At 76.2% G+C, this 19,104-nt stretch carries 23 protein-coding genes; 11 read left to right on the top strand and 12 right to left on the bottom strand.

Going from position 1 to position 19,104, the window contains the following annotated elements:
- The first annotated feature begins 3 nt into the window (after positions 1–3).
- Positions 4–345, top strand: a complete 342-nt coding sequence (locus PGN05_RS15745) for a hypothetical protein (protein ID WP_419753504.1) — start codon at positions 4–6, stop codon at positions 343–345.
- A 23-nt stretch (positions 346–368) separates the two neighbouring features.
- Here the strand turns inward: PGN05_RS15745 and PGN05_RS15740 are convergent, their stop codons facing one another.
- Positions 369–806 carry a hypothetical protein gene (locus PGN05_RS15740; protein WP_419753503.1) on the bottom strand — a complete coding sequence of 146 codons (438 nt, stop codon included), beginning with the start codon at positions 804–806 and terminating at the stop codon, positions 369–371.
- Between the two features lie 52 nt (positions 807–858).
- Positions 859–2,010 carry an MFS transporter gene (locus tag PGN05_RS15735; RefSeq protein WP_419753502.1) on the bottom strand — a complete coding sequence of 384 codons (1,152 nt, stop codon included), beginning with the start codon at positions 2,008–2,010 and terminating at the stop codon, positions 859–861.
- A gap of 80 nt (positions 2,011–2,090) precedes the next feature.
- On the opposite strand from PGN05_RS15735, the gene PGN05_RS15730 reads away from it, so the two are divergent.
- Entirely contained in the window at positions 2,091–2,612 is a 522-nt protein-coding gene (locus tag PGN05_RS15730) for a DUF488 family protein (protein WP_419753501.1), read from the top strand.
- Between the two features lies 1 nt (position 2,613).
- Here PGN05_RS15730 and pruA read toward each other — a convergent pair whose 3' ends face one another.
- Both pruA and PGN05_RS15720 read right to left on the bottom strand, forming a co-directional pair.
- Positions 2,614–4,239, bottom strand: a complete 1,626-nt coding sequence (gene pruA / locus PGN05_RS15725; protein ID WP_419753500.1) for an L-glutamate gamma-semialdehyde dehydrogenase — start codon at positions 4,237–4,239, stop codon at positions 2,614–2,616.
- 13 nt (positions 4,240–4,252) lie between these two features.
- Positions 4,253–5,188 carry a proline dehydrogenase family protein gene (locus PGN05_RS15720; protein WP_419753499.1) on the bottom strand — a complete coding sequence of 312 codons (936 nt, stop codon included), beginning with the start codon at positions 5,186–5,188 and terminating at the stop codon, positions 4,253–4,255.
- 184 nt (positions 5,189–5,372) lie between these two features.
- Between PGN05_RS15720 and PGN05_RS15715 the strand changes: the two genes are divergently transcribed.
- Both PGN05_RS15715 and PGN05_RS15710 read left to right on the top strand, forming a co-directional pair.
- Entirely contained in the window at positions 5,373–5,978 is a 606-nt protein-coding gene (locus PGN05_RS15715) for a biliverdin-producing heme oxygenase (protein WP_419753498.1), read from the top strand.
- Positions 5,975–8,287: a SpoIIE family protein phosphatase gene (locus tag PGN05_RS15710; RefSeq protein WP_419753497.1), complete on the top strand. Its 2,313-nt coding sequence runs from the start codon at positions 5,975–5,977 to the stop codon at positions 8,285–8,287. Before PGN05_RS15715 ends, PGN05_RS15710 begins: the two co-directional genes overlap by 4 nt.
- On the opposite strand, the gene PGN05_RS15705 is transcribed toward PGN05_RS15710, so the two are convergent.
- The 4 genes from PGN05_RS15705 to idi all read right to left on the bottom strand — a co-directional run bounded on the left by PGN05_RS15705 (position 8,284) and on the right by idi (position 10,948).
- Entirely contained in the window at positions 8,284–8,562 is a 279-nt protein-coding gene (locus tag PGN05_RS15705) for a hypothetical protein (RefSeq protein ID WP_419753496.1), read from the bottom strand. The genes PGN05_RS15710 and PGN05_RS15705 overlap by 4 nt on opposite strands.
- A 37-nt stretch (positions 8,563–8,599) precedes the next feature.
- Positions 8,600–9,379 carry an SDR family NAD(P)-dependent oxidoreductase gene (locus PGN05_RS15700; RefSeq protein WP_419753495.1) on the bottom strand — a complete coding sequence of 260 codons (780 nt, stop codon included), beginning with the start codon at positions 9,377–9,379 and terminating at the stop codon, positions 8,600–8,602.
- 78 nt (positions 9,380–9,457) lie between these two features.
- Positions 9,458–10,285, bottom strand: a complete 828-nt coding sequence (locus tag PGN05_RS15695; protein ID WP_419753494.1) for a polysaccharide deacetylase family protein — start codon at positions 10,283–10,285, stop codon at positions 9,458–9,460.
- Positions 10,286–10,405: 120 nt separating this feature from the next.
- On the bottom strand, positions 10,406–10,948 hold the full coding sequence (gene idi / locus PGN05_RS15690) for an isopentenyl-diphosphate Delta-isomerase (RefSeq protein ID WP_419753493.1): 543 nt from the start codon (positions 10,946–10,948) through the stop codon (positions 10,406–10,408).
- Positions 10,949–11,023: 75 nt separating this feature from the next.
- Between idi and PGN05_RS15685 the strand changes: the two genes are divergently transcribed.
- Complete coding sequence (locus PGN05_RS15685) at positions 11,024–11,818, top strand: hypothetical protein (protein ID WP_419753492.1); 795 nt, start codon at positions 11,024–11,026, stop codon at positions 11,816–11,818.
- Positions 11,805–12,419: a TetR/AcrR family transcriptional regulator gene (locus PGN05_RS15680; RefSeq protein ID WP_419753491.1), complete on the top strand. Its 615-nt coding sequence runs from the start codon at positions 11,805–11,807 to the stop codon at positions 12,417–12,419. The genes PGN05_RS15685 and PGN05_RS15680 overlap by 14 nt, the downstream gene beginning before the upstream one ends.
- A gap of 9 nt (positions 12,420–12,428) precedes the next feature.
- On the opposite strand, the gene paaD is transcribed toward PGN05_RS15680, so the two are convergent.
- A complete protein-coding gene (gene paaD, locus PGN05_RS15675) occupies positions 12,429–12,929 on the bottom strand; it encodes a 1,2-phenylacetyl-CoA epoxidase subunit PaaD (RefSeq protein WP_419753490.1) in 501 nt (166 codons plus the stop codon).
- A 109-nt stretch (positions 12,930–13,038) separates the two neighbouring features.
- On the opposite strand from paaD, the gene PGN05_RS15670 reads away from it, so the two are divergent.
- From PGN05_RS15670 to PGN05_RS15655, 4 genes are all read left to right on the top strand, one after another.
- Entirely contained in the window at positions 13,039–13,872 is an 834-nt protein-coding gene (locus PGN05_RS15670) for an alpha/beta fold hydrolase (protein ID WP_419753489.1), read from the top strand.
- A 55-nt stretch (positions 13,873–13,927) separates the two neighbouring features.
- On the top strand, positions 13,928–14,578 hold the full coding sequence (locus tag PGN05_RS15665) for a pyridoxamine 5'-phosphate oxidase family protein (protein ID WP_419753488.1): 651 nt from the start codon (positions 13,928–13,930) through the stop codon (positions 14,576–14,578).
- A gap of 104 nt (positions 14,579–14,682) precedes the next feature.
- A complete protein-coding gene (locus PGN05_RS15660; RefSeq protein ID WP_419753487.1) occupies positions 14,683–16,689 on the top strand; it encodes a CehA/McbA family metallohydrolase in 2,007 nt (668 codons plus the stop codon).
- Positions 16,690–16,718: 29 nt separating this feature from the next.
- A complete protein-coding gene (locus tag PGN05_RS15655; RefSeq protein WP_419753486.1) occupies positions 16,719–17,549 on the top strand; it encodes a mycofactocin-coupled SDR family oxidoreductase in 831 nt (276 codons plus the stop codon).
- Here the strand turns inward: PGN05_RS15655 and PGN05_RS15650 are convergent.
- The 3 genes from PGN05_RS15650 to PGN05_RS15640 are packed head-to-tail and all read right to left on the bottom strand — an operon-like array spanning position 17,503 to position 18,733.
- Entirely contained in the window at positions 17,503–17,994 is a 492-nt protein-coding gene (locus PGN05_RS15650; RefSeq protein ID WP_419753485.1) for an SRPBCC domain-containing protein, read from the bottom strand. The two genes, PGN05_RS15655 and PGN05_RS15650, sit on opposite strands and share 47 nt — an antisense overlap.
- Entirely contained in the window at positions 17,991–18,308 is a 318-nt protein-coding gene (locus PGN05_RS15645; protein ID WP_419753484.1) for an ArsR/SmtB family transcription factor, read from the bottom strand. The genes PGN05_RS15650 and PGN05_RS15645 overlap by 4 nt, the downstream gene beginning before the upstream one ends.
- Positions 18,309–18,310: 2 nt before the next feature.
- Complete coding sequence (locus tag PGN05_RS15640; RefSeq protein WP_419753483.1) at positions 18,311–18,733, bottom strand: SRPBCC family protein; 423 nt, start codon at positions 18,731–18,733, stop codon at positions 18,311–18,313.
- A gap of 167 nt (positions 18,734–18,900) precedes the next feature.
- On the opposite strand from PGN05_RS15640, the gene PGN05_RS15635 reads away from it, so the two are divergent.
- Entirely contained in the window at positions 18,901–19,101 is a 201-nt protein-coding gene (locus PGN05_RS15635) for a hypothetical protein (RefSeq protein WP_419753482.1), read from the top strand.
- Positions 19,102–19,104: the final 3 nt, after the last annotated feature.

Raw genomic sequence — 19,104 nt, 5'->3', positions numbered from 1 at the left:
TGCATGACCGATGAGCACGGCGCCGGGCGGCGCACCGCCGACGACCTGGTCCGCCTCCTCACAGACGGCGATCCCGCGGGGGCCGAGGAGCTGCTGGCCGGCATCCCCACCATCCGCGACCTGGTGTTCGTCGGCGCCGGCCTCACCTCCATCGCCCGCACCGAGGCCCGCCGGCTGCCCCCGGCGCAGCGGGCACAGGCCAACACCCGCCAGCTGCGGCTGGGCTTCCTCCGCGACGCCAACCGCGAGGACCCCGAGGGCCTGCGGGGGTGGCTGCAGCGCTCGGCGGAGGAGGTCCTGCTGATCCGCTCGCAGCTGGCCGTCGCCGACCGCTTCGCCGGCTGACACCGCGCGAGCATCTCGACCGGTCAGGCGACCGGCTCCACGAACGGCGCCCGCCAGGCCGGCGGCTCGAACGGCCGCGCGTAGTAGCGGGTGTCGCGGACGATCCGCCCGTCGTCGTCGAGCTCCAGGGTGAGGACGACGTGCCAGACGTCGCCCCCGTAGTCGTTGACGCCCTCGACGACCCACACCCGGCCGGCGCCCACCACCCGCCGCAGCTGCACGCGCGGCGGCGCCGGGAAGGCCTCCTGCATCCCACGCATCGCGTCGCGGCCGCGGATCCGCTCCCCGGACTGCGGCATCTCCATGACGTAGTCGGGGTGCCGGACCCGGTACTCGTCCGCCGCCGACAGGCCCGCCCCCTCGGTCAGGCCGAGCAGCCGTTCCAGCCCGGCCCGCATCGCCGTGGCGTCGTCGTGGGTCACCGCCCGGCGGAACAGCCCGAGCACCTCGGCCTCGCCCATGCGCGGATCCCACACCCCGGCGCCGGGAGCCGACAGGGTCGACCGGCCCGGGTCAGGTGCGCGTCGCCACCCGGGCGACCGGCAGGGTGACGACGAGGAGCACCGCGACCGCCACGAAGGTCCAGTCCAGCCCGATGCCGGCCGCGACCAGCCCGAGCGCGAGGGCACCGGCGGCGGTGCCGGCGTCGAACGACGCGTTCCACATCGCGCTGGCCGCCGTCGCCCCGCCCTCGCCGGCGCGGGCGAACGCCGTCACCAGGGTCAGGTTCTGCACCGCGCCGAAGCCGGCGCCGAACACCGCCGCCCCGACCAGGATCCAGGCGTCCCCCGCGATCAGCCCCAGCGCGACGAGGGCCATCCCCAGCGCGCCGACCAGCAGGGACAGCGGCATCAGCCGGCGGGTGCCCACGCGGTCGGCGAGCAGCCCGGCCTGCCACCGGGTGACCGCACCGGTGAGGCCGAACAGCAGCAGCGCCACCGTGGCCAGCGCGCCGTCGGGCCGCTCGATGGGCAGGAACGTCACCACGCCGCCGCCGGCCAGCGTCACCACGAGCAGCACCACCGAGGGGGCGAGGGCGGCCAGCGCCGCCGCGCGGGACGACGTCCCCCCGGCCGGCTCCGCCCGCACCGCGCGCACCAGCCCGGGCACCAGCGGGAGGGCCAGCACCGGGGAGGCGGCCAGCCACGCCAGCCAGGCCACCTGGCCGTCGAGCACCAGCGCGACGCCGGCGGGGACGGCCAGCAGGTTGGGCACCGCGATCCCCAGCCCGTACAGCCCGATCGCCTCGCCGCGCCGCTCGACCGGGGCCACCTGCGCGGCCAGCGTCGCCCCCAGCACCGTGAGCACCCCGAAGCCGGCGCCGCGGACCACCGCGATCGCCGACAGCCAGACCAGCCCGTCGTCCACCACGTACAGCGGGGCCGGCGCACCGAGGGCGACCAGGCCGACGGCGAGCACCGGTCCCACGCCGAAGCGGGCGGTGAGCACGGGCACCACCGACTGCACGACGATGGTGACGGTGAGGAAGACGGCCGTGACCAGCCCGGCGATGTCGGCGTCGGCGCCCCCCGCGACCGCGTAGGCCGGCAGCGAGGCCAGCGTCAGGAAGTAGCTGGCGAACCCCAGCGCCGTCGAGGCGGCCAGCGCCCGCATCGCCGGCTGCCGCCACAGCGACGTCCGGTCCCCCGTCGTCCCGCCTGCCACGCCGCTCCCCTCGCCCGGGCCACCTCGCCCGGCGGACCAGCATGACGGGTGGGCGGCGGCGCGCGGGTAGGCAGGGTGGCGTGCTGCTCACCGTGGGCCACGGTCCCGAGGACCGCGCCCGGCTGGGTGCCCGGCTGGCCGGGGCGGGAGTCGGGCTGGTCGTCGACGTCCGCCGCTTCCCGGGCAGCCGCAGCAACCCCGACGTCCGGCGGGAGGCGCTCGAGGAGTGGCTGCCCGCCGCCGGGATCGGCTACCGGTGGGACGCCCGGCTGGGCGGGCGCCGGCGGCTGCCGCCGGACGAGCCGGTCGCCGACGGCTGGTGGACCGTGGCGCAGTTCGCCGCCTACGCCGCGCACACCCGCACGCCGGAGTTCACCGCCGCGCTGGACGAGGTGCTGGCCGAGGCCCGCGACACCACGGTCGCGGTCCTGTGCAGCGAGAGCGTGTGGTGGCGCTGTCACCGGCGGCTGGTCGCCGACGTCGCCGTCCTCGCCCGCGGCGGAGCCGTCGACCACCTGATGCCCGACGGCCGGCTCCGGCCGCACGTGCCGTCCGCGGGTGCGGTGCTCCGCGCCGACGGCCTGCTCCACTGGCCCGGCTGACTCACGCCATGTGCGGATAGCGGTGGTCGGTCGGCGGGACGAGGGTCTCCTTGATCGCCCGGGTGCTGGTCCAGCGGAGCAGGTTCTGGGCGGCGCCGGCCTTGTCGTTGGTGCCCGAGGCGCGCCCGCCGCCGAACGGCTGCTGGCCGACGACGGCGCCGGTCGGCTTGTCGTTGACGTAGAAGTTGCCCGCCGCGAACCGCAGGAAGTGGCGGGCGTGCGCGATGGCCGCCTGGTCGGAGGCGATGACCGAGCCGGTGAGCGCGTAGGGCGCGACCGACTCCATCTGGGTGAGCACCGTGTCGTAGTCGGCGTCGTCGTAGACGTGCACCGCCAGCACCGGGCCGAAGTACTCGGTGGTGAAGACGTCGTGAGCCGGGTCGGTGCCCTCGATGATCGTCGGCCGCACGAAGTAGCCCTCGCTGTCGTCGGCCGTGCCGCCGGCGACGACAGTCAGCGCGTCGTCGTCGGCCGCCCGGTCCAGGACGCCGGTGAGCTTCGAGAACGACCGCCGGTCGATGACCGCGCCCAGGAAGTTCGAGAAGTCGGTGACCTCGCCCATCGGCAGGGCCTCGGTCTGCCCGATCAGGTCGTCGCGCAGCCGCGCCCAGACGCTGCGCGGGACGTAGGCGCGCGAGGCCGCGGAGCACTTCTGGCCCTGGTACTCGAAGGCGCCGCGGATGAGTGCGGTGCGCAGCACGTCGACGTCGGCCGACGGGTGGGCGACGACGAAGTCCTTGCCGCCGGTCTCCCCGACGATCCGCGGATAGCCGCGGTAGCGGTCGATGTTCTGCCCGACCGTGCGCCACAGCTGCTGGAACACCGCCGTCGACCCGGTGAAGTGGATGCCGGCCAGGTCGCGGTCGGCCAGCAGCACCTCGGAGACCTCGGCTCCGGTGCCGGTGACCATCGTGAGGACGCCGGGTGGCAGGCCGGCGGCCTCCAGCAGCCGCATGAGGAAGTGCGCGGCGAACTGCTGGGTGGGCGCGGGTTTCCACACGACGGTGTTGCCCATGAGCGCCGGCGCGGTCGGGAGGTTGCCGGCGATCGCGGTGAAGTTGAACGGCGTGATCGCGTAGACGAAGCCCTCCAGCGGCCGGTGGTCCACCCGGTTCCACACACCGGGGCTCGACACCGGTTGCTCGGCCAGCAGCTCGCGGGCGAAGTGCACGTTGTAGCGCCAGAAGTCGATCAGCTCGCAGGCGCTGTCGATCTCGGCCTGGTAGGCGGTCTTGCTCTGGCCGAGCATGGTGGCCGCGTTCAGCGTCTGCCGCCACGGGCCGGCCAGCAGCTCGGCGGCCCGCAGGAACACCGCGGCCCGGTCGTCGAAGGACAGGTCGCGCCAGGCCGGCGCGGCCTCCTTCGCGCAGCGCACCGCCTCCTGGGCGTCGGCGATCGTGGCGTGCGCGGCGGTGCCCAGGACGGCCGCGTGCCGGTGCGGCTGGACGACGTCGAAGCGCTCCCCGCCGCCCATCCGCCGGGTCGTCCCGAGCGTCATCGTCAGCTCGAGGGGCGCGGCGGCCAGCTCGGTCAGCCGCTGCTGCAGCTCCGCCCGCTCCGGGGAGCCGGGGGCGTAGGTGAGCACCGGCTCGTTGCGCGGTGCGGGAACCCGGGTGACGGCGTCCATGGGGGTGTCCTGTTCAGGAGGTGGTGGCGAGGGAGCGCAGGAAGAAGCGCAGGTTGGCGGGCCGTTCGGCCAGGCGGCGCATGAAGTAGCCGTACCAGTCCACGCCGTAGGGCACGTACGCGCGCACGGAGCAGCCGGCCGCGGCCAGCGGGCGCAGGCCGGCGCGGCGGATGCCGTAGAGCACCTCCCCCCCCCAGGAGCCCGCCGTCCGGCCGTGCCGGACGGCGAGCCGCTGCGCGACGGACAGCAGCCGCGGATCGTGGCTGCCGACCATCGGGTAGCCGGGCCCGGCCATGAGGACGCCGAGGCAGCGGGCGTAGGAGGCGTCGACGTCGGCGCGGCCCTGGAAGGCGACCTCGGGCGGCTCGTCGTAGGCGCCCTTCACCAGCCGCACCCGCGACCCGGGGACGGCCAGCGCCCGCGCGTCGTCCAGCGTGCGGTGCAGGGCGGCCTGCAGGACGGCGCCGGTGCTGGGGTGGTCGCGGCGCAGCTCGGCCAGGACGGCGAGCGTCGAGTCGACGGTGGCCGACTCCTCCATGTCGAGGGTGATCGTCGTGCCGATCGCCGACGCCGCCTCGGCCACCGGGCGCACCAGCTCCAGCGCGAGGTCGGTGCCGCCTCCGGGCAGCGCCTGGCCGAACGCCGACAGCTTGACCGACACCTCCGCCGCACGCCTCAGGCCGAGCGGGGCCAGGCCGTCGAGCAGCGCCAGGTAGGCATCGCGCGAGCGCACCGCCTCGGACCGGTCGGTGACGCCCTCTCCGAGGTGGTCCAGGGTCACCGCGATGCCCTCCGCGGTGAGCCGGCGGACGACGACCAGTGCCTCGTCGAGGGTCTCGCCGGCGACGAACCGGTCGACCACCCGGCGGGTCGCGGGCGTGCCGGTCACCAGCCGGCGCAGCTCCGGCCGCCGGGACGCGCCGAGCAGCAGGGCCTTCTGCGAGAGCACGGGCCACCTCCGTCGCGCGGACCTGACGCCCCCGACGCTAGGCAGCCGCGGGCCCGGCCACCAGCGACGGACGCACGGCCGGCGACCGCGGACCGGGATCGGTTGCCTGCTGCACCCGTTCTCCGGGCCGCAGGGGTGTGGGTGACCTACTCTCGGGTAGCCGATGAACGTGGGAGGAGAGGCGTTGCCTCGAGATGCGGGGCGCGCCGACGTCCTCACGGTGCTGCGATCGGCGACGGCCGGGACGCACGAGCAGGTGGAGACCGCCCTGGCGCTCATGGACCCGGATCTGCACCGCGACCGCCTGGTCGCCGTCCTGACCCGGCTGCACGCGTTCTGGCGGTCGGCCGAGGCCGGGCTGGACGACTGGGCCCGCCGCGAGCCGGCCGACGCGCAGGCCGTCGGGTGGTCCCGCCGCCGCCGGGCGCACCTGTTCGCCCGTGACCTCGAGGCGCTGGACGCCGGCACGCCGGCCGGGATCGGCCCCGACCTGCCGCCGGTCGAGGACACCGACCAGGCCCTGGGCCGCCTCTACGTGCTGGAGGGCTCGACGCTCGGCGGCACGTTCATCTCCCGGCACCTGGCGACGCTGCCGACGCTCGGCCCCGGCGTCCGCGTGGGCGCGTTCTCCCCGTACGGCGGCGAGACCGGCGCCATGTGGCACGCCTACCGCCGGGTGACCCGCGAGCACGTCGCCGCCGGTGGGGACGCCGGCCGCGTCGTCGACGCCGCCCGCGCGACCTTCGCCGCGCTCGCCGAGTGGTGCGCGCCCGTGGCGGTCGCTGCGTGACCGACCCCGGACCGGGCCTGGAGCTGCTGCCGCCCGGGACGCCGATCGACCTCAGCAACTGCGAGCGCGAGCCGATCCACGTCCCGGGCAGCATCCAGCCCCGCGGGGTGCTGCTCGCGGTGAGCGAGCCGGACCTGGTCGTGCAGCAGGTGTCGGAGAACCTGGCCGAACTGGTCGGCGTCGAGGCGGCCGACGCCCTGGGTCGCCCGCTGACCGAGGTGCTCGGCGTCGTCCCCGCCGAGGCGGTGGCGCGCTCGGCGAGCGCCTTCGGCGACCTCCGCGAGCGCAACCCCGTGGAGATCACCCTGGACCTCGACGGCAGCCCGCTGCCGGTCGACGCGCTGCTGCACCGCGCCGTCCCCGGGGAAGCTCTGGAGGGCACGTCGCCGACGTCCACCCTGGTGGTCGAGCTCGAGCCGGCGTACGGGCCGCGCCCGTTCTCCTTCCCGAACACCTACCAGGCGGTCCGGGGGACGGTGGGCGACCTCAACCGGGCGTCGACGCTGCAGGAGCTCTACGACATCACCGCCTCCGCGGTCCGCCAGCTCACCGGCTTCGACCGCGTGATGGTCTACCGCTACGACGCCGACCACAACGGCGAGGTCGTGGCCGAGGCGAAGGCGCCGGGGCTCAACTCCTTCCTCGGCCTGCACTACCCGGCGTCGGACATCCCGGCGCAGGCGCGGGCCCTGTACGAGAAGAACTGGATCCGGCTGATCTCCGACGTCGACTACGTGCCGGCTCCGCTCCGGCCGGGCGACCTCCCCGCCACCGGCGCGCCGCTGGACCTGACGTACTCGACGCTGCGCAGCGTCTCCCCCATCCACGTCGAGTACCTGCAGAACATGGGCGTCCGCGCGTCCATGTCGATCTCGCTGCTGCGCGACGACCGGCTGTGGGGGCTGATCGCCTGCCACCACTACACCGGCCCGCACGCGCCGCCCTTCGCCACCCGCGCCGCCGCGGAGTTCCTCGGCTCGACCCTGTCGCTGCGGCTGGTCGACCGCGCCGAGGAGGACGAGGTGCACCGCGCGCTGCGAGTGCGCTCGACCCTGGCCTGGCTGACCGCGGCGACCCTCGACGAGGACCGCCCCCTGGCCGACACCCTGCTCGGCTCCCCCAGCCTGCTGGACCTCCTGCCGGCCGACGGCGTGGTGCTCAGCCTGCAGCGGCAGACCGGCACCCGCGGCGTGCCGCTGCCCGAGGGGGCGGCCGAGGCGGTCGCCGCCTGGGCGGCCGGCCAGGGCCGGGACGTCGTCGCGACCGACTCCCTGCCGACGGCCGCGCCCGGCGTGGCGGCCGGCCCCGCGTGCGGGGTCCTGGTCGTGCCGCTGCCGGAGGGCCAGTACGTGCTCTGGCACCGCGCGGAGGCGGTGCGCACCGTCGACTGGGGCGGCGACCCGCACAACAAGGCGATCGCGGCCCGGGAGGGCGATGAGGTCCGGCTCAGCCCGCGCCGGTCCTTCGACCGCTGGCGGGAGACCGTCCGCGACCGCTCCGAACCCTGGACCGCGCAGGAGGTCGCCGAGATCGCCGAGCTGCGCACGCACCTGCTGGAGGCGCTGTACGCGCGCAGCCGCAGCCAGGTCCGCGCCGCGGAGACCCTGCAGCGCAGCCTGCTCACCGCGCCGCCGCAGCGGGGCGACCTGGCGGTCGCGGTCCGCTACGTGCCCGCCACCCAGGAGGCCCAGATCGGCGGCGACTGGTACGACGTGTTCGAGCAGCCGGACGGCTCCACGGTGCTGGTGATCGGCGACGTCGTCGGCCACGACACCGAGGCCGCCGCGGACATGGCCCAGTTGCGCGGCGTGCTGCGCGGCATCGCCTACGACAGCGCGGACGGGCCGGCCGCCGTCCTCACCCGCCTGGACGGCGCGGTCGCCGGCCTCGGCCTGCACTCGATGGCCACCGTCCTCGTCGGCCGGTTGGTGCCCGAGCCGGCGTCCGGCGGCACCCGGCTGCGGTGGGCCAGCGCCGGGCACCTGCCGCCGCTGGTGGTGGAGCCGGACGGCATGACGCGGGTGCTGACCGGCCCGCGCGCCGGGCTGCTGCTCGGCGTGGACCCGACCGCCGTCCGGCCCGAGTCGGAGGTGCTGCTCGCCCCGGGGTCGACCCTGCTGCTCTACACCGACGGGCTCGTCGAACGCCGCGACCAGGTCTTCGACGACGGCGTCGACCGGCTCGCCGTCGAGCTGGCCGCCCTGCGCGGGCGGCCGGTCGAGGAGGTCTGCGACGAGGTGCTGGCCCGGCTGCTGCCCGAGGGCGGCGAGGACGACGTCGCGCTGGTCGCCGTCCGCCTGCGGGGCTAGTCGACCTCCGGCGGGGCGGTGAACCGGGCGCTGAGCCCGTCGTCCTGCTCGCCGCCCTCGGCCGGCAGCGGCGCCTCGTCCTCGGCCGCCCGCACCAGGGCGGTCGTCTCCTCCGGGGTCGGCGAGCCGCCGGCGTCGCGCTCGAGCGCGGCCAGCAGCCGCTCCTCGTCCGGGGCCAGGTCGCCCGGGCCGAGGTGGCCGCCCGGCTCGCCGGCATCGGAGCCGGAGGCCATCGCGCTGTCGGGGGTGGGGTCGTCGGGGACGGTGGAACTCATGCCGCGCCTCCTCTTGCCGAGCACCGGATCGGCCGCATCAACGGGGGAAGTCGGGTTCGAGCCGGGGCACGATCTGCATCTCGGGCACGAAGGCCGCGGGGTGCAGGGTGACCAGGTAGCGCACCATCTCGGCCACGGCCGACGGCGGCATCATCAGGTGCGACGGGATGCCCCACTGCTCCATCATCGGCGTGTCCATGGCGGCCGGGATGAGCGCCTGCACCCGGCACGGGAACGGCCGCTCGGTGCCGTCGTCGGCCCTGACCGCCTTCTCCCGCAGCTCCCGCTGGATGCACCGGGTCGCGTTGAGGAAGCCGGCCTTCGAGCCGTTGTAGGCGATGGCGCCGCTGCCCGAGGTGATCGCCGACAGCGACACGATGTGCACCACGTCGGCGGTGCGGCCCTCGGGCAGGTGCTGCACCCGCTTCACGAACTCGCTGGTGAGGAAGACCGGGCCCTCGCAGTTGACCGCCATCACCCGCTGGTAGTCGGCCAGGTCGATGTCGGTGACGTAGCCGGGCCGGTCGATGCCGGCCACGTTGACCAGGACGTCGAAGGCGTCGCCGTGGGCGTCGAACAGCTGCGCGACCACCTCCCGGCGGCTGGCGTCGTCGGTGACGTCGAGCGGGACGACGTCGGCCGAGCCGCCGGCCTCGGCCACCAGCTTCGCCGTGGTCTCGCTGCCGGCCGGGTCGATGTCGGCGACCGCCACGTGCGCGCCGGCCTCCGCCAGCGCCAGGCAGGTCGCCCGCCCCAGCCCGCTCGCCCCGCCGGTGACCAGGGCGACCCGCCCCACCAACGTCCCGCTGTCGACCATCCGCTCCTCCGTCTGCGCGCCGTGCGTGTCGGGAGCCAGCCTGGTCCAGAACAGGCGCCGCCGCAGGTCGAGGACGCCTCAGGCGAGGGCGGCGCTCCCGGAGGTCGCGCCCGCCCGCGCCAGGCTCGGCGCGGCCCACACGTCGGCGAGGGTCACCGTCTGCAGCCCGCGCTCCTGGATGAGCTCGACCAGCTGGTCGTAGACCCGGGTGACGGTCGGCTGGTTGGCGTGGCCGACGATGATCGCCTGGGCGGCGAACCACTCGCGGGCCGCGGCCATCAGCTCCGCCTCGGAGATCGGCCGGTGGTCCTCCAGCGTGCCGTTCCACAGGCAGATGGTCGGGTGCCCCGCCTCGGCGGCGATCCGGTCGGTCCGGTCGTCGTGCGCGCCGAACGGCGGCCGGAAGAACGGCGTCTCGCGGACGCCGAAGGTGCTGGCCAGCCACGCGCGGTTCCGGCCGATCTCCTCGGCCACCTGGTCGTCGCCGATCGTGGTGAGGTCCGGGTGGGACCACGTGTGGTTGCCCATCGCCACCTGCCCCGAGTCGATCAGCGGCTGGAGCAGGTCCCCGTTCTCCTCCCACGACCGGTAGCGCCCGTTCGGGAAGAAGGTCAGCCGGACGCCGGTGTCCGCGGCGAACGTGCAGAACGCGGCGACCACCTCGGAGCTGGTGCCGTCGTCGATCGTGAGCGCCAGCGAGGTCCCGTCGCCGGGCAGCTGGTCGACGGCCCCCACCGGCGGGTCCAGCGGCCGGCCCACCGCGGGCACGAGCGGCTCGGCGTCCGCGGCCGGCAGGGGCGGAGCGGCCGCGGCGCGCTCGGGCTCCACCAGGTCCGCGGTGCCGCGCGCCACCGCGGCCCCCGTCAGTCCCGCGGCGAGGAACAGCAAGAACCGTCGGCGCTCCATGCGGCGGAAGTTAGGGGGCGTGTCGGCGGGCCCCGCGTAGCGACACCGGCCTCCCGAGCGGCTGACACTCCCCGTGCCCCCGTCGTCACCCGACGTCCCTGCCGGGTGGGCGACGGCCGGTCAGAGCGGGGCGAGCCCGGCGGCCTCGATCAGGTCGGCCTGCTCCCGGCACCACGGCGACCAGGCGTCCGCGTCGTCGCTTCCCTGGCGCCGCCGGAACTCCGTCCACTCCAGCAGCTCCCACTCGCCGACCTCGTCCGGGTCCGGCGCGGGGGTGCCGGTGAACCGGCCCAGGTAGACGGGGCAGACCTCGTTCTCGACGACCCCCCGGAACTCCGCCCGGTAGCGGTAGGCCGGCAGCGCGTCGCGCAGCCCGTCCACCTGCAGGCCGAGCTCGAACGCCGCCCGCCGGGCGATGGCCGCGGCGTCGCCCTCCCCGGGGCCCGGGTGGCCGCACACGGTGTTGGTCCACATGCCGGGGAACGTCTGCTTGCCCGCGGCCCGCCGGGTCACCAGCAGCCGGCCGGCGTCGTCGAAGAGGTAGGCGGAGAACGCCCGGTGCAACGGCGTCTCGCCGTGGTGCACCAGCGGCTTGGGCATCGTGCCGATCGCCGTCCCGTCGTCGTCGACGAGGACGATGAGCTCCTCCGAGGTGGCCGTCACGCCCCCATCGTCCCGGATGAGACCGGGAACCGCTGAGAGCTTGATAAACCGAGCGGTCGGTCTGATTATGGGTCCATGACCGGACCCCGGCTGGCATGGCAGGACGGGACGCTGGAGGTCCGCGCCGAGCGGCGCGGGCTGCGGACGGAGGCCGGCCTGCTGCGGAACGGCGCGCCGGTGGCCTCGGGCACGGGCGTCGGGAAGGTCCTGCTGCCGCTCCCGGGCACGGCGGAGCCGGCCCCCACCGTGCTCGTGCTGACCCCGCTGCCCGGCGTCGTCACGCGCGCCGTGCTGCTCGTCCCCCGCCCCCCCGGGGAGGACGACGAGACCCCGGGCGACGAGCCCCCGGACGGCGGGGCCCCGGACCGCGACGACCTCCCGGCCGGCGCCCGGCGGGCCCTGGACCTCGCCACCGCCGAGCGGCACCCGTTCGACCCGGCGCCCGGCACCCTGGCCGCCCGGCTGCGCCACCTCGAGGAGCGTCACCCCCGGCTGTGGGCCACCCGCCACGTCGTCCTGGCCGTCGGCCGCGTGCTGCTGGGCCTGCTCGGCCTCGCCGTCCTGCTGCGGACCGTGCTGCGCCCACTGCTCGACTGGCTGGCCGGGCTCCTCCCCCGCATCGACTGGCCGGACATCCCGTGGCCGGACCTGCCGTCCATCCCCTGGCCGGACGTCGACTGGCCCGACCTGCCCGACGTCTCGCCGCCCGGCTGGCTGGCCGCGGTGCTGGCCACGGCGAAGTTCTGGGGCCCGGTGCTGGTCGCCGTCGTCCTGGCGGTGCGGGAGGTCCGCCGGAAGCGGCGCGGCGCGCGGGGCCCCGGCAGCCGGGAGGCGTCCCCGGGAGAAGATGAGGTGGATGCGCACCGTTGACCCCGAGCGGCACCAGCAGCGCCGGCTGGAGATCGTCGGGGCCGCGCTCGACCTGTTCGCCACCAAGGGCCTGGCGCGGACGACGACCGCCGACATCGCCCGGGCGGCGGGGATCTCCACCGGGGCGCTGTTCCACTACTTCCCGTCCAAGCGCGCGGTCTTCCTCGCGATGTTCGAGGCGGACCGGGCGGACTGGGACGAGGCGTTCGCCGCGGCGCGGGACGCCGAGGACCCGTGGGCGGCGCTCATGGGCATCGTCGACCGGCTCGCGGCGGAGGCGGCCCACCCGGTCGTGACCGGGCTGATCGTGGAGATCCTCGCCCAGGCGCACCGGGACCCCGAGGTCGCCGGCCTGGTCGCCGACGGGGACCGCCGGATGATGCGGGGCATCGCCGAGCTCCTCGACCGGCTCCGCGCCGCCGGCCTGGCCGATCCGGGGATGCCCTCGGCGACCGCCGCGCGCTGGGTGCTCACGCTCACCGACGGGTTCCTCACCCGCGGGTACCCGGAGCCGGACCGGGACCGGGACGCCGAGCTGCGGACGGCCAAGCGGCTGCTCGCCCGGACCCTGCGCCACCGCGGTCCGGAGCCGCCGGCCTGACCGGGGCCCTCACACCTCCTTGAGGTGCTCGAAGAGCTCGGCGCAGCCACGGCAGCGGCGCAGCGCCTTGCAGGCCGTCGACCCGACCTCGCTGAGCGCCTCGGTGTCCGCCGATCCGCACAGCGGGCAGGACACCGCCTGCGGGACCGCGACCGGCTCCTCCAGCGCGACCGGGCCCGCGGGGCGCCCGGGCGCGGGTGGCGCGATGCCGGCCTGCACGAGCTTGCGGCGCCCGTCTGCGGTGATCCAGTCGGTGCGCCAGGCCGGCTCCGGAACGGTCCGGACCTCCACGTCGGCGAAGCCCGCCTCCGCCAGGGCCCGGACCAGGTCGGCGCGCATCGTGCCCATGGCCGGGCAGCCCGGATAGGTGGGCGTCAGCTCGACCACGACCGTCCCGGTCGGCCCGACGTGCACGTCCCGGAGCACCCCGAGGTCCGAGAGCGTGAGCAGCGGCAGCTCGGGATCGGTCACGGTGTCGGCGACGGCCCGCGGGTCGGCTGTGGTGGTCATCACACCCACCCTGTCCCGGCGAGGGGGTCCCGCGCCAGCCCCTGCCGCCCGGACGGTGGACACCGGCCGGACTGGCGCCGGGCGTCGCGCCGGGGGCAGGGTTGCGCGGATGGACGGCTTCCGGCGCGACGGCATGGTGTTCGACGTCCGGGACGGCGGGCCGCGCAACGGCGCCCCGGTCGTGCTGCTGCACGGCTTCCCCCAGGACGCTGCCGCCTGGACCGCGGTCTCCACCGACCTGCACGCCGCCGGCCTGCGCACCCTCGCCCCCGACCAGCGGGGCTACTCCCCCAGCGCCCGCCCGACCGCCCGCTCGGCCTACCGGCTGCGCGAGCTCACCGGCGACGTGCTGGCGCTGCTCGACGAGGCCGGCCTCGACAGCGCGCACGTCGTCGGCCACGACTGGGGCGGGGTCGTGGGGTGGGCGATGGCCGCCTGGCACCCCGACCGGGTGCGCACCCTGACCGCGCTGTCGGTCCCGCACCCGGCGGCGATGGCCAAGGCCCTGGTCACCAGCGACCAGCTGCTGCGGTCCTACTACATGGGCCTGTTCCAGGTCCCCTTCCTCCCCGAGCGGCTGCTGCTGGTCGCGGGCGGGGAGCCGCTGCGGCGCCTGTTCCTGCGCAGCGAGCTGCCACGGGACGTGTGCGAGCACTACGTGCGCCGGATGCGGGAGCCGGGCGCGCTCGCCGCGGCGATCTCCTGGTACCGCGCGCTGCCGTCCTACCCGCGGGACCCGGTCGGCACGGTGCGGGTGCCGACCCTGCACCTGTGGAGCGACCGCGACGCCTTCCTCGGGCGGACCGCCACCGAGGAGACCGCCCGCTTCGTCGACGCGCCCTACCGCCTGGAGGTGCTGGCGGGCGTGACGCACTGGATCCCCGAGCTGGCGCCCGAGCGGACCGCCGCCCTCGTCGTCGCGCACGTCCGGGAGCACGGCTGAGCGGCGTGCCGGGAACTCCCAGCGGCCCACGCCGGGGACCGGCGAGGATGGGCGGGTGGAGTACGCACCGAGCCCCCGCACCGCACCGACCCGCTCGCGGGAGCGGGTGTCCTACGACCGCGCCGCCGTGCACGCCGTCCTCGACGAGGCCGTCGTCTGCCACGTCGGCTTCGTCGTCGACGGCCGGCCGGTGGTCCTCCCCCAGCTGCACGCCCGCGTCGACGAGACGTTGTACCTGCACGGCTCCACCGGCGCCCGCGCGCTCCTGGCGGCCCGGGACGGCGGCCTGGACGTCTGCGTCACGGTGACCCTGGTCGACGGGCTCGTGCTGGCCCGGTCGGCGTTCCACCACTCGGTGAACTACCGGTCGGTCGTCGTGCACGGGACGGCGGAGGTGGTCACCGACCCCGCGGAGCAGACCGCCGCGCTCGACGCCCTGGTGCACGCCGTCGTCCCGGGGCGGACGGCGGGCACCCGCGCGCCCGACCGCAGGGAGCTGGCCGCGACCACCGTGCTGCGGCTGCCGCTGGCCGAGGTGTCGCTCAAGGCGCGCAGCGGGCCGCCCAACGACGACGCCGAGGACCTCGACGGGCCGCACTGGGCCGGGGTGCTGCCGCTGTCCACCGTCCCGGGCCCGCCCGTCCCGGCGCCGGACCTCGCCGCCGGCATCGAGACGCCCGCGCACGTCACCGACTGGACGCGGTAGCGGAGTGGCTCGGGAGCGGGTTCCGCACCCGAGCCACTCCGCTCGCGAGGGGGACGACGCTCCCGCCGCTGGTGGGGAGGCCGCCCCGCTGCCACGGTGGGCCCATGTGCTGCGGCGGGGACCGGGTCCTCGACCTCCCTCCGGCGGTCGTGGAGATGCAGGCGCGCTACCGCAGGCTGCAGGAGACCCAGGGGTGGGGCTGGGGCGAGGAGTCCCTCCCCGACTTCTTCCGCTGGGCCCGGTTCTCCCTGCTGGGCCCCGCCTTCGACGGGTTCGCCGCCACCGGCGACTGGGGCGCCGCGGTGCGGGCCGCCGTCGGCTCCGACGTCCCGGCCGGGCTCGTGTTGGTCACCGTGGACGCAGACGGGACCCCGGCCGTGCGCACCGGTCCGCCGCGGCCGGGGCTGGCCGGCTCCCCGGTCCCGGTGGACGTCGTCGTCGACTCGGCCGCCGCGTCCGACCTCGTCGTGGACGTCGCCGGCCACCCGGTCCCGGTGCCGGCCGGCGGCACCGGCCTGCAGACCGTGGACGTCGACCCGGGCTCCCCCACCGTGACCGTCCGGTGCGGCGATCGCCTGCTGGAGGTGCGGCCGGTGGCGGAGCGCCCGGCTGCGACGCTGCGGCTGCGCGCACCGCACTGCGCCCGCTGGTCGGTCACCGACGCGACCGGCGGCGCGTGGTTCGCCGACGGGGTGCCGCACAAGTGGGACGCCGCCCACCGGCCCTTCTTCCACGCGGCCACCGTCGAGGTGGCCGTGCCGGCCGGCGCCCTGCACGTGTCCGCCGCCCGCGGGCTGGAGTACGACCGGACCGAGTACGACCTCGACGTCGGGCCCGGGGAGTGCGCCGAGGTCGTCTGGGACGCCCCGCGCCGCTGCGACCCCGCGGCGGCCGGCTGGTACGGCGGCGACCTGCACGTCCACCTCGACTACAGCGGCGACTCCGTCCTCACCCCGGCCGACGCCGCCCGCATGCAGGCCGGCGAGGGCCTGCACCTGCTGCACCTCACCGCGGGCAACCTCGGCGGCTCGCTCGTCTACGACCGCGAGCTGCTGGAGGCGACCGCCGGGCAGGAGCTGTGGTCCGGCGGGACGACGGCGCTGGCCGGGCTGGAGTTCCGCAACGACCTGCTCGGCCACGTCCACGGGCTCGGGCTGACCGGCGTCCCGGCGCTGCTGCACACCGGGCACGAGGGCTCCGACGCCCCGTGGGACTGGCCGCCCAACGCCGCGGCCTGCCGGCAGCTGCGCGACCTCGGGGGGCTGACCACCTACGCCCACCCCGTCTCCTCACCCCTGGAGGACGTCGCCGCGCTGTACGCCCCGCAGCGCACGGTGGAGGCCCGCGAGCTCGTCGCCGACGCCGCCCTCGGCCTGGTGGACACCCTCGAGGTCGGCTCCTGCTTCGACGACCGCGGTGCCGTCGTGCTCTGGCACCACCTGCTCAACTGCGGGCTGCGGCTGACCGCCACGGCGGGCACCGACACCTTCCTGTCCTTCTCGCACGGGCCCGGCACCGCGTCGAACCCGCCCGGCTGGGTCCGGGTCTACGCGCTGCTCGGGGACGAGCCGCTGTCGGCGCGGGCGTTCACCGCGGCCGTCCGTGCGGGGCGGACCGTCGTCACCAACGGGCCGTGGCTGACGCTGGAGGTCGACGGCGCGGGCCCGGGCGCCGTGCTCGACCGCGCCGACGGCGACCGGCTGCGCGTGCGGGCGACCGTCACCGGGCCGGTCGACCGGCTCGAGCTGCACGGGCCCGACGGCGTGCTGGCCGCGACCGGCGGCGCGGACCTGGTCACCGAGGTGCCGGTGGCCGGCGGCCTGTGGCTGACCGCGGCGGCGCACGGCGGCGACGACCCGGCCGGGGCGCCGGTCTTCGCCACCACCTCACCGGTGTACGTCGACGCCGACGGACGGCGGACGGCGCGGGCGGCGTCGGCCCGCTGGTGCCTCGCCGCGCTCGACGCCCTGGCCGGGCTCGGTACCGCGCACGGGCGGTTCGCCCCGGACCGCAGGGACCAGCAGCTGGCCGACCTGCTCGACGTGGTCGAGCAGGCCCGGGCGGTGTACGCACCGATCGCCGATGACCCCGGGCCGCTCCGGAGGTCATGACCCGTGGGACACCGGATCGAGGAGGGCTCGTGGCACGGTTCGACGGAAAGGTCGCGTTCATCACCGGGGCGGCGCGCGGGCAGGGCCGCAGCCACGCGCTGCGGCTGGCCGGCGAGGGCGCCGACGTCATCGCGGTGGACCGCTGCGCGCCGATCGCCACGGTCGCCTACGACCTGGCTACCCCCGACGACCTGGCCGAGACCGTCCGTCTGGTGCGGGACCTCGGCCGCCGGGTGGTGACCGCGGAGGTCGACGTCCGGGACGCCGCGGCCCTCGGGACGGCGGTGCGCGAGGGGGTCTCCGAGCTGGGCCGGCTCGACGTGGTGCTGGCCAACGCCGGCATCGGGCTGATGAGGCCCGAAGCCCCCTCCGCCGAGGCCTTCCGCGACCAGCTGGACGTGAACCTCGGCGGCGTGTGGAACACCGTCCAGGCCGCGGCGCCGGTGCTCGTCGAGCAGGGCCGGGGCGGCGCCGTCGTCCTCACCAGCTCCGCGTTCGGGCTGACCGGCCGCGGCGGCGACGGCTCCGGCGGGGGCGACGGCTACGTGGCGAGCAAGCACGGCGTCGTCGGGCTGATGCGCACGTGGGCGAACTGGCTGGCGCCGCACGGCATCCGCGTGAACTGCGTCAACCCCTCCGGCGTCGCGACGCCGATGGTGCTCAACCCCGCCGTGGAGGCGTTGTTCGGCGGCAGCATCGACACCCCGGCCAAGCCGGCCGACGACGTGGCCAACCTGCTCGACGTCATGCTGGTCCAGCCCGAGGACGTCAGCGCCGCGGTGGCCTTCCTCGCCTCCGACGAGGCTCGCTACATCACCGGGGTGGCGCTGCCGGTGGACGCCGGGATGCTGGTGCGCTGACCCGGCGCTCAGAGGCCGCCGCCCGGAAGTGCGGCAGCAGCGTCGTCCAGCCGCCGGTGTTGCGCTCGCGCCAGGCCGGACCGCGGGTGCCGAGCCGCTCCCACCCCGTGTGCTCGATCTCGACCCGGGTGCCGTCCTCGCCGGCGGCGGTGAAGCGGATCTCGACGTCGGTGGCGTCGGCCCGGTCGGCGCGCAGGAACCACCGGTAGGCCAGCCGGGACGGCGGCTCCCACACCGTCACCTCGCCCCAGTCGTGCTCGACGCCGGCCGCCGTCCGCTCGTAGACGCGCCCGCCGACGCGGCCCTCGAGGACCACGCGCAACCCGTCCTCGCCGCTGACGGTGTGGTCGGCCGGCCACCACGTGCCGATGCCCGCGGTCCAGACGGCGAAGGCGTGGGCCACCGGGCAGGCGACGTCGAAGCCGAACCGCAGCGGCTCGGTCACGTGCCCGGCTCCGTGTTCTCCGCGACCAACCGGAACCGGGCCGCGGCCTCGCCCCACACCCGCTCCAGGTACTCCTGGACCGCCGCGAGCCCCTGCTCCTGCAGGCGGTAGATGCGCCGGGTGCCGCGCGGCTCCTCGACGACCAGACCGGCCTCCTTGAGCAGCCGCAGGTGCTTGGAGACGGCGGGCCGGCTGACCGGGAGGTCCCGCGCGAGCTCGCCCACCGAGCGCCCGCCCTGCCCGAGCAGGCTCAGGATCTGCCGGCGGGTGGGGTCGCCGAGGGCCTCGAAGGGGTCGCGCGCCGGGGCGCCCACGGTCAGGCGCCCGACTCGGCGCGGTCCTTGAGCCCGGCGGCGAACCGGTCGAAGGAGGGCTGCAGGTCCGGCATCGACCGCCAGACCAGCCCGAGCAGCGGGCCGCTGTACTCCTCGCGCACCCGGAAGTGCGTGCCCGCGCCGTCCGGGGTGAGCGTGTGGGTCCGGACACCGCGGAACAGGCCCAGCGGCATCCCGCCGGTGAACTCCAGCCGGGACGGCGCCTCGAACGCGGTCACCCGGACCGGGAACGCCCGCCCGGGCGCGGCCTCGGTGCGGATGCGCACCGTCCCGCCGGGCGCGATCGCGCCCTCGACGGCGGTGACGCCGGAGTCCCAGGACGGCCAGGTCCGGCCGTCGACCAGCAGCCGCCACACCTCCTCCGGTGCCGCCGCGATGGTCGCCGTCGCCTCGTAGGACCGCATCCCCCACTCCTCCCGCCTGGGGAACCCCAGCGTCACCGTAACCGACGGGTTACCGAGCTGGCCACCCGTGCGGGCGCCCGGGTGCGGCCACGTCGGCCGGGGCGCATGACCGGTCGCTCCACCGGGCACCCCTCCCTGGTCGGAGCCCGACGACCGAGGGAGTCCCGATGTCGACACCGATCCGTACCCTCCGTCCCCGCTGGCGCTCGGCGGCCGCCGGCGTCGCGATCGCCCTCGCCTCCTTCACCGCCGCCGGCTGCGGGGAGGACGTCGTCGACGACGGCGTCCAGCAGGAGGTCGAGGAGGGCGTGGACGACGCCGAGCAGGAACTCGAGGACGCGACCGACGGCGAGGACGACGGCGGCTGACCT

Source organism: Geodermatophilus sp. CPCC 206100, assembly GCF_048569675.1.
GTDB lineage: Bacteria > Actinomycetota > Actinomycetes > Mycobacteriales > Geodermatophilaceae > Geodermatophilus.
This window is presented reverse-complemented; position numbering and strand designations above follow the sequence as displayed.